Source organism: Mycobacteriales bacterium, assembly GCA_035533475.1.
Classification (GTDB): Bacteria; Actinomycetota; Actinomycetes; order DATLTS01; family DATLTS01; genus DATLTS01.
Window position 1 is genome coordinate 80,557 of sequence record DATLTS010000051.1, and the last position, 8,888, is coordinate 89,444.

Annotated in this window: 9 protein-coding genes, 1 tRNA gene and 1 pseudogene; 6 read left to right on the top strand and 5 right to left on the bottom strand. The window is 68.4% G+C overall.

The window, feature by feature from the left end; translation table 11 throughout:
- Positions 1-18 precede the first annotated feature (18 nt).
- A complete protein-coding gene (locus VNG13_13060; GenBank protein ID HVA61448.1) occupies positions 19-1,263 on the top strand; it encodes a deoxyguanosinetriphosphate triphosphohydrolase in 1,245 nt (414 codons plus the stop codon).
- Positions 1,264-1,271: 8 nt separating this feature from the next.
- Here the strand turns inward: VNG13_13060 and VNG13_13065 are convergent, their stop codons facing one another.
- Positions 1,272-1,490 carry a hypothetical protein gene (locus VNG13_13065; protein ID HVA61449.1) on the bottom strand — a complete coding sequence of 73 codons (219 nt, stop codon included), beginning with the start codon at positions 1,488-1,490 and terminating at the stop codon, positions 1,272-1,274.
- A 79-nt stretch (positions 1,491-1,569) separates the two neighbouring features.
- Here VNG13_13065 and dnaG point away from each other — a divergent pair, with 79 nt between their 5' ends.
- Both dnaG and rpoD read left to right on the top strand, forming a co-directional pair.
- A complete protein-coding gene (gene dnaG, locus VNG13_13070) occupies positions 1,570-3,414 on the top strand; it encodes a DNA primase (GenBank protein ID HVA61450.1) in 1,845 nt (614 codons plus the stop codon).
- Positions 3,411-4,577 carry an RNA polymerase sigma factor RpoD gene (rpoD, locus tag VNG13_13075; GenBank protein HVA61451.1) on the top strand — a complete coding sequence of 389 codons (1,167 nt, stop codon included), beginning with the start codon at positions 3,411-3,413 and terminating at the stop codon, positions 4,575-4,577. Before dnaG ends, rpoD begins: the two co-directional genes overlap by 4 nt.
- 16 nt (positions 4,578-4,593) lie before the next feature.
- Here rpoD and VNG13_13080 read toward each other — a convergent pair whose 3' ends face one another.
- Positions 4,594-4,872 (bottom strand): hypothetical protein, encoded by a 279-nt coding sequence (locus tag VNG13_13080; GenBank protein ID HVA61452.1) that lies wholly within the window; start codon positions 4,870-4,872, stop codon positions 4,594-4,596.
- Between the two features lie 121 nt (positions 4,873-4,993).
- Between VNG13_13080 and VNG13_13085 the strand changes: the two genes are divergently transcribed.
- Positions 4,994-5,066 (top strand) — tRNA-Asn (locus tag VNG13_13085).
- On the opposite strand, the gene VNG13_13090 is transcribed toward VNG13_13085, so the two are convergent.
- Positions 5,040-5,684 (bottom strand): site-specific integrase, encoded by a 645-nt coding sequence (locus VNG13_13090; GenBank protein ID HVA61453.1) that lies wholly within the window; start codon positions 5,682-5,684, stop codon positions 5,040-5,042. The genes VNG13_13085 and VNG13_13090 overlap by 27 nt on opposite strands.
- Positions 5,685-6,079: 395 nt before the next feature.
- On the opposite strand from VNG13_13090, the gene VNG13_13095 reads away from it, so the two are divergent.
- Positions 6,080-6,403 carry a hypothetical protein gene (locus VNG13_13095; protein HVA61454.1) on the top strand — a complete coding sequence of 108 codons (324 nt, stop codon included), beginning with the start codon at positions 6,080-6,082 and terminating at the stop codon, positions 6,401-6,403.
- Between the two features lie 54 nt (positions 6,404-6,457).
- Here the strand turns inward: VNG13_13095 and VNG13_13100 are convergent, their stop codons facing one another.
- Complete coding sequence (locus VNG13_13100; protein HVA61455.1) at positions 6,458-7,186, bottom strand: hypothetical protein; 729 nt, start codon at positions 7,184-7,186, stop codon at positions 6,458-6,460.
- 971 nt (positions 7,187-8,157) lie between these two features.
- Between VNG13_13100 and VNG13_13105 the strand changes: the two are divergent.
- Positions 8,158-8,379, top strand: a pseudogene (locus VNG13_13105) (IS3 family transposase).
- Here the strand turns inward: VNG13_13105 and VNG13_13110 are convergent.
- Positions 8,374-8,544: a hypothetical protein gene (locus tag VNG13_13110; GenBank protein HVA61456.1), complete on the bottom strand. Its 171-nt coding sequence runs from the start codon at positions 8,542-8,544 to the stop codon at positions 8,374-8,376. The pseudogene VNG13_13105 and the gene VNG13_13110 sit on opposite strands and share 6 nt — an antisense overlap.
- Positions 8,545-8,888 lie beyond the last annotated feature (344 nt).

Below are 8,888 nucleotides of genomic sequence, written 5' to 3' on the forward strand. Positions count from 1 at the left end.
CCGGCGACGGAGCGTGCCATGAGCGACCCGACCGGCTACGACGAGCCGGCCCGCGCCCGCCGGGTGCCCGAGCCCGGGAAGGCGGCCCGCTCCGGACGATCGGTGTTCGAGCGGGACCGGGCCCGCGTCTTGCACAGCGCCGCCCTGCGTCGACTGGCGGCCAAGACCCAGGTGGTGGGGGTCGGGGTCGACGACTTTCCGCGGACGCGGCTCACCCATTCGCTGGAATGCGCGCAGATCGGCCGGGAGCTGGCCCACGCGCTCGGTGCCGACCCGGACGTCGTCGACGCCGCCTGCCTGGCGCACGACCTCGGGCATCCGCCGTTTGGGCACAACGGAGAGCAGGCCCTGGACGGCATCGCCCAACCGTGCGGTGGTTTCGAGGGCAACGCCCAGAGCCTGCGGGTGCTCACCAGACTCGAGGCGAAGACGCTGGACCCGGACGGACGCTCGGCCGGGCTGAACCTCACCCGGGCCGCCCTCGATGCCGCCACCAAGTACCCGTGGGCCCGCCGCGACGGTGACCGCAAGTACTGCGTGTATCCCGACGACGCGGACGTGTTCGAGTGGCTGCGCGCCGACTCACCGGTCGGCGACCGGCGCTGCCTGGAGGCGCAGATCATGGACTGGGCGGATGACGTCGCGTACTCCGTGCACGACCTCGAGGACGGTGTGCACGCCGACCACGTCGACCTCGCCGCTCTCGACGACCCGGTCGAACGAGCGGAACTCGTGGCCGTCGCCAGCCGGATCTACAGCGATGCCACGACCGATGTTCTGGCCGCGGCGCTCGACGGACTGACCGCGACGCCTTGGTGGCTGCACCGTTTCGACGGCGGCCACCGGGCCCACGTCGCGCTCAAGCGGATGACCAGCGAGCTGATCGGCCGGCTGGTCGCCGCCGCTCTGGAAGCGACCCGGGCCGGGCATGGCGACCGTGCCTTGCGCCGCTACGACGCGGATCTCGCGGTGCCGGCGCAGGCCCGCGCCGAGTGCGCGGTACTCAAGGCGGTCACCTACCGGTACGTCATGGCCCGCGCCGGGGTCAACTCGGCCCAGGCCAGGGAACGGGCGATCGTCACCGAGCTCGCGACCGGACTACTCGACCGCGCGCCGGACGCGCTCGCCGCCGAGTTCCGGGACCGCTGGCACGCCGCCAACGACGACGCGGCCCGGCTTCGTGCCGTCGTCGATCAGGTGGCCTCGCTCACCGACATCTCGGCCCGAGCCTGGCACGCTCGCCTGACTGCTGCCCGGCCCTGACATCGTCTTCAACGACGCGGGCCGGCCCTGCCGGCCCGCCGCAGCTCACGATTCACTGACGCCTGCCAGCCACGGATGCTCCGCCCCCGCACCCGGGTGATCGTGCGCCTGGTGTGCGGGGGTGCCGGCGGGCGATCCCGGCGCACCAGGACCACGGTTGTGACGATGATCCCGAGGACGGCCGCCGCGGCCAGCCCGTCGAGCACGTAGAACACCAGGTGGAGCATGCGCTCCACAGTAGGTGTCCGGCCCCGGTAGCGGCCAGGCGCGCGACCTACACTGGCTGCGGCGAGGACTGGAGGACGGGTGGCTGGGCGAATCCGGGACGAGGACGTCCGGACCGTCCGTGAACGCTCGCCGATCGCCGAGGTGATCGGGCAGCACCTTCAACTGCGCGCCGCCGGCGGCGGATCGCTGAAGGGGCTGTGTCCGTTCCACGACGAGAAGTCGCCGTCGTTCAACGTCTCACCGGAGCGCGGGCTGTTCCACTGCTTCGGCTGCGGCGAAGGTGGAGACGTGATCCGTTTCGTGGAGCGGGTCGAGCATCTGTCCTTCGTTGAGGCCGTCGAAAGTCTTGCGCGTCGAGCCGGGATCGCCCTCGAGTACGAGCAGGGCAGTGCCGCACCCGGGCGGCAGTCGGGGCAACGCCAGCGGCTGCTCGATGTGCACGCGGCGGCCGGTGCCTTCTACGCCGAACAGCTCGCCACCCCGGCAGCGGCGGCGGGTCGCGCGTTCCTCACCGATCGCGGCTTCGATCTGGACACGGCCGCCCGGTTCGGGGTCGGCTACGCGCCCGCCGGCTGGGATGCCCTGATCGGCCAGCTGCGGGGCGAGGGGTTCACCGAGGAGGAGCTGCTGACCGCCGGGGTCGCCCGGCGCAGCGCCAGGGGCAGCGCGATCGATGCATTCCGGGACCGGCTGGTCTGGCCGATCCGCGACATCAAGGGCGATGTCATCGGCTTCGGCGCGCGGCGGCTCAGTGCGGACGACCCGGTGCAAGCCAAGTACCTCAACACCAGCGAAACTCCGTTGTTCAAGAAAAGCCAGGTTCTATATGGGCTCGACCTGGCGAAAGCCGACATCGCCCGGTCCATGCAGGCGGTCGTGGTCGAGGGCTACACCGACGTGATGGCCTGTCACCTGGCCGGGGTCAAGACCGCGGTCGCCACTTGCGGGACCGCGTTCGGCACCGAGCACATCGCCATTCTGCGCCGGCTGCTCATGGACCAGGACGAGTTCCGCGGCCGGGTCATCTTCACCTTCGACGGGGACGCTGCCGGGCAGAAGGCGGCGCTGCGCGCCTTCGAGGAAGACCAGCGGTTCGTGACCCAGACCTTCGTCGCGGTCGAGCCGAGCGGCGCCGACCCGTGCGAGCTGCGGATGGCCAAAGGCGACGCGGCGGTGCGTGATCTGATCGCGAGCCACGTGCCGCTGTTCGAGTTCGCGATCCGCTCGACGCTGGCCCGCTACGACCTCGAGCTCGTCGAGGATCGGGTCGCCGCGCTCGCCGCGGCCGCGCCGCTGGTCGCCCGGATGAAGGACCGGGCGTTGCGTCCGGAGTACGCCCGCCGGCTGGCCGGATGGCTCGGCCTCGACGTGGAGCTGGTCCTGCGCCGCGTGGGCGAGCTCGCCGGCGGCGGGAAGCGGGCGACGTCCGGGCCGCCGGTGCCCGATCGCTCCGATCCCCGGCTGGTGGTCCAGCGCGAGGCGGTCAAGCTTGCCGTGCAGCGCCCGGCGCTGGCCGGACCGTTGTTCGACGACCTGGACGGCGACGCGTTCAGCCACCCGGCCTATGCCGCCGTGCGCGCGACGGTGGCCGCGGCTGGCGGGGCCGCGACCTCGGCCGGCGGTCCGGAGTGGGTCGGTCGACTGCGCGAGCTCGCGCCCGAGGACACCGTCCGGGCGCTGGTCACCGAGCTCGCGGTCGAGCCGATGCGCTCGGACGAGGACGGCATGCCGCGCTACGCCGCCTCCCTGGTGGCCAAGCTGCGGGAGATCGCGGTTAGCCGGCGGCTCAACGAGATCCGCTCCCGGCTCCAGCGGGTCAACCCCATCGAGGAGCCGGAGCAGCATAAGAAGCTGTTCGGTGAGCTGATCGCACTCGAGGCGCACCGGCGGGCCTTGCTCGAACAGGGCATCGGCGAGCTGTGAGCCCGGCCGCCCTCCCCCGGGAGGCGCAGGTCGAGGAGGTGCGCGACCTCGTCGCGCGCGGGAAGCAGATCGGGTTCCTGACCGCTGAGGAGGTGACCGGCGCCCTCGTCGCCGCCGAGCTCGGCCCGGAGTCCCTGGAGCCGGTGCTGGCCCTGCTGGCCGAGGAGAGCATCGACGTCCTGGAGCCGGCCGAAGAGGACGGCGGTCAGTCGGCGGCCCGCCGCCGGGACGCGGACGACGCGGCCGATCGCAGCGCGACCAGCGACCCGGTCCGCTCGTACCTGAAAGACATCGGTCGGGTGCCGCTGCTCAGCGCGGACGAGGAGGTCGACCTCGCGAAGCGGATCGAGGCCGGGCTCTTCGCGGCGGAGCGGCTGGCGAAACGACTCGCCGTCCCGGCCGGCCTGACCCGCGATCTCGCGGCCGTCGAGCGGGACGGTCAGTTGGCGAAGAAGCAGCTCATCGAAGCCAACCTGCGCCTCGTCGTCTCCATCGCCAAGCGGTACGTAGGTCGCGGGATGCTCTTCCTGGACCTGATCCAGGAGGGCAATCTCGGGCTGATCCGCGCGGTGGAGAAGTTCGACTACACCCGCGGCTACAAGTTCTCGACCTACGCCACCTGGTGGATCCGCCAGGCGATCACCCGGGCGATCGCCGACCAGTCGCGGACCATTCGGATCCCCGTTCACATGGTGGAGACGATCAACAAGCTGATCCGGGTGCAACGCCAACTGATCCAGGAACTGGGCCGTGATCCGAGCCCGGAGGAGATCGGCGCCGAGATGGAGCTCGGCGCGGACAAGGTGCGCGAGATCCTTCGGGTGAGCCAGGAGCCGATCAGTCTCGAGACCCCGATCGGGGAGGAGGACGCGTCGAGCCTCGGCGACTTCATCGAGGACTCCGATGCGATCGTGCCGATCGACGCCGCTTCGTTCGTCCTGCTCCAGGAGCAGCTCGACTCGGTCCTGCACACGCTGACCGACCGGGAGAAGAAGGTGATTCAGCTCCGCTTCGGGCTCACCGACGGGCAGTCCCGAACCCTCGAGGAGGTGGGCCGGGCGTTCGGCGTCACCCGCGAGCGGATCCGCCAGATCGAGTCGAAGACGCTGTCGAAGCTGCGTCACCCGTCGCGGTCGCTCCAGCTGCGCGACTACCTGGAGTGACGCCGGACGGGCCCGGTCAGCGCAGCGGGCCGTCCGATGGCGGGTAGGGGGGCAGCTCGTCGGTGACCTCGCGGCCACCGACCGTTTCGGCGACCTTGTCCCGGGCGCGGCGCTTTGCCACGCCGGCGAGGTCGGCGGCCTGGGCCTGGAGCAGGCCCGCGGTCGACTGGATCGCCGGGTTGTCGGCCAGGCCGCGAACCAGCCGGGCGATCTGCTCGTATCTGGTGTGCCCGGCCCGCGCACCGAGGACGTAGCCGGTGGTCAGGCCGACGGCGAAGGTCGCCTTGTGGCGCATCGTGATCCTCCAGGGGTCGCACCGACCAGCTACCCGATTGGCGGGCAGCTTACGCATGGTCGGCCGGGCGGGGACTGCTGTGCGGTAATCTCCGGATGCCGTCCGGCGTTTCGGTCGCCGATCCCGCGTAGCTCAATTGGCAGAGCGTCCGGCTGTTAACCGGCAGGTTACAGGTTCGAGTCCTGTCGCGGGAGCCCGTGCTGCGGCACCCCCTGGGGGAGCCCGCGGCTGCCGACGGCGATGCCGACGGCGATCGTCGCCTGCACCGCGAGGACGAACATTGCCGCATGCAGGGCGCCCAGCCGCGCGACCGGGGCGCGGGTGACGAACAGCGTGCCGAGGGTGGCGACGCCCACGGCGAGCGAGATCTGCTGCGTGGTGACGAGTACCCCGCTGCCGGCGATGACGCGGACCGGGACGCCCGCGGCTATGAGGGCGGCGGCGGTCGTGTGACGCAGCGTGTGCGGACTTCCATGCACGCCGGCTTCGTCGGTGACCTTGCGGTACCAGCGCAGCACGTTTCGGTGGTCGAGAGGCGTACCGATCTCCGTGGTGAAGACCAGGTCCGTCTCTTGCCAAGCGGGCCCCGCCGCGAGCCGGTCCGCGCGCTGAGCTTGGCGACGGGCCTTCAGCGTCTCTACGACCTCGGGCAGCAGCGGCAGGGTCCGGCGCGAACGGGCCGACTTGGGCTCCGTGCGGGTCAGCGCCCCACCCACTCGGTACAGGGTTCCGCTGACGCGAAGCGTCCCGGCGTCGAGATCTAGGTCGCTCCAGCGCAGCGCCAACGCTTCGCCGATCCGCAGGCTCCCCATGCCAACCTTTGGCACAGCTGGTACGGCGCTGCGGGTGATCAGGGAACCTGGAGCCAGTATTTCAATATGGGTGGGACTTTGGTGGGGACCCCGGCGGGCGCTTCATGGAGCAACACTCGAGCGGATGTATTTGCTGAGGGGTCGAACGCTGAGCTGTACCAATTGAGCTGGACTGACCCCGGTGGGTGGTCAAACTGGGGTAACGTCAACTCGACGGTCCTGTCCAGTTCACCCGGGGCAGTCGCTACATGCGGTACCGGGCGTTTGGACGTAGTCGCCGATCTCGCCAGCGGTGGAATCGGATGGAGTACGGGAATGGCAGTTGGGGTTCGTGGCAGTCCCTAGGTGGTGCTAGTTACTCCGCCCCTGCCATCGGCTCGTGGGGATGCGGGAATTTGGACGTTTCCGTCGCTGGAACCGACAACCATTTGTGGGATAAGGTATACACCAATGGCAACTGGGGTAGCTGGACCAACCTGGGTGGGACGCTGTACTCGTCGCCGACCGTAGGCTCATGGGGTGCTAACAGGCTGGACGTGTTCGTGGAGGGCCCAAATGCCACCGTCTACCATGATGCTTATGGTGGCGCCTGGAGCGGCTTCCAGACCATGAACGCCACAACCTATTACGCCCCGGCTACGGTTTCGCGGAATCCCGGACAGGTAGACCTCTTCTACGCAGACGTCAACAATGCCATCGAGGATATTCGATTCGGGTGAGCCCTCGCCGGGCACAAGCTCGCTCCTCCCGGCCCGCAGGGTAACGTCTTGGAGCTAGTGGGACAGGCTGAGGCTTGACGTAATCTCCGAGACGGTGGACGGCGACGTAGCAACAAGGAGCAAAGCGTATGTCGATCGGCCGAGCGGGATAGGTTGCCGGTAAGTCACGATGACCGCAGCCGCTTGGAAGGACGGTCCGCCAGTTCGGCGACTCTCAAAAGGGCCATCTGGCGAGGGATCGATTACGCAAGCCGGCTGGCCGTCCACGACAAGGTAACTCACTGTGGGATCGGTGCCGTATGGATGATTGACATTATTGCTCGACCAGGCAGGGCAGAACTGCCGCAAGTCGGTACTACTGCTGCCGGAGCCGGCAACCGCATCGACGGCTACCCACCCTGATGAACCGTCATAGGCGTTCTGTCCAACATCAGAGCTGGCCGAATAGGGGGTCGCTGTCCAGGAGACCGGCAAATCCAAGGTCACGTCGAGGTGCGAGAAATCGACCACCTGGGTACCCGTGTCCGTCGGAGACGTGGTAGAGCCAGGGAAGCCGACGATTGATTGTTGGCCGTTGTGGCCAAAAACGCTCAGGCCACCAATGATGGCGCCGATCACGACAAGAACGCCCACAGAGGCCGCCGAATACTGGCGGATGCGCCGACGCGGCGAGTAGCTTCTCCGAATGACCGTCAGGTCCGGGGGGTGGCCTTGGACAGCTTCCACTGCCTCCGACAAGCGACGGCGCACTGCATCCGCTTCGGAATTGCCCGGATCGCTCACGGCATTCCCTCCAGTTTCATTGCAAGCTCGGCCAAGCCACGCGAGGCATAACCCTTGACCGATCCCACGCTCACGTTCATCAGCGCGGCGGTTCCGAGCTCGCTCAAGCCGACGTGGGGCCGCAACACGGTGGCTTCGCGTCGACGTCTGGACAATTGGCGCAGTGCCCGAAGCACCGCCGCCCAATCACCGGCCACGAGGGCCCGTACTTCCGGTCCTGCCGGCGGCAGGGTCCGGCATTGGCGCGTGACGCCGCACGACGACTCGCCTCCGAATTTGGGACCGCGACAGATTAATCACAGTGGCGCGCAAATACGCTAGTCCGACTCAAGCCGGCTTGCGCAGGACGGCATAGACGCGCGGGTACGTTTCCTGGACGACATCCTCGGCCGCAGCAACTTCACCGAGCATCAGGACGACCTTGCGCAGGAGAGGCGTGTAATGACGCGCCTTGAACAGGCGTCATACTTGTATTCAGCATCGATTCGGCCAACCCGACCACTAGCCCTCCGGCGCCCACCCCGCGGGCCCGTCTGCTTGATTGGACCCACCTGGCGGTCGAACACGCCGACCCACGTCGAGCGCCCGGCAGCACTCGGCGACCAGCAGCAGTCCGGCATTCGGGGTCAGGTTCGGGTCGTCGGCGTGTAGCAAGTTGCCACCGCGGGCTGGGATCGCGTAATACTGCACCAGGCACCCGCCCCCACGAAGATCACACGCGCGAGTTACACTACCGGCGGCACGTGACTTTACCTAAAGTACCGCGCGGGCGACCTCGCCCCGGTGCGGTGTTGCCACCCTCGCTCTGACTTTTTCGCCGACTTGCGGCCGCCTCAAAAGACGCCATCCGGCTTTTCTCGTCCTGGAGTACCTGCCGTACGCGGCGGCCGAAGTCCGGATATCGGTGCGCCTCACCCACCACGCGGCGGGCCTCCTCACGCAACAGCTCGGAGACCGAACTGCCTTTGACCCTGGCCGAGAGCGAGATCGGACTGTTCAAGACCGAGGTGATCCGGCGGCGAGGACGCGTGGCGCAACCTCGACTATGTCGAGCTGGCGACTCTCGAATGGGTTGACTGGCACAATCACCGCCGGCGCACACTGCCTGCGTAGATCTCACCCCAGCTGAAGTTGAGGAGGCCTACTACCGTCAGCAAGCAGCCCTCACCGAGGCGTTGCTCCCAACATCATGAGCGTCCGGACACGCCGAGGGGATTCAGCACGTTGGCCGTGGGCGCGACGATGTCTCCGTCCACGAAGATCCGAATCTGGAGGGCGCCTCGGACGAGGAGGTTCTGCGGGTCGCCGTTGCGGCCGGCCGTGCGATCGTCACGGAGAACGTGCAAGATTCCGGCCACGCCAGGCCGCGGCCCTTGCGTCCGGTCGACCCTGTCCGGTACTGATTTCCACAACCAATCGGCAGTTTCCGCGGGCCAACACTCGCACGAAAGGTCGCCTCGTAGCCGCGCTTGACCGGCTCCTGGAGGCCCGGGCGGTGCCGTCCGGAGCGATCTTCCTGAGGCCGATGTCCGGCAGTGATCATCTGTAGCAACGTTTGAAGGGCGCTTCCGGGTTCTGCGTGGGTCTCTGAGCGGTGATCACGTCGTTGGCGGGATGATTCCGGGATGCGCGATACCGAGTTGTACCGGCATCTGTTGGGTGTGGTCGCCCCGTGGGAGGTGAGCCGGGTCGAGCTCTCGGT

Excerpts from the sequence above, each read along its gene's own strand:
- VNG13_13065 (HVA61449.1), bottom strand. The coding sequence starts at position 1,490 with ATGCTCCACCTGGTGTTCTACGTGCTCGACGGGCTGGCCGCGGCGGCC.
- VNG13_13060 (HVA61448.1), top strand. The coding sequence starts at position 19 with ATGAGCGACCCGACCGGCTACGACGAGCCGGCCCGCGCCCGCCGGGTG.
- VNG13_13080 (HVA61452.1), bottom strand. The coding sequence starts at position 4,872 with ATGCGCCACAAGGCGACCTTCGCCGTCGGCCTGACCACCGGCTACGTC.
- VNG13_13090 (HVA61453.1), bottom strand. The coding sequence starts at position 5,684 with ATGGGGAGCCTGCGGATCGGCGAAGCGTTGGCGCTGCGCTGGAGCGAC.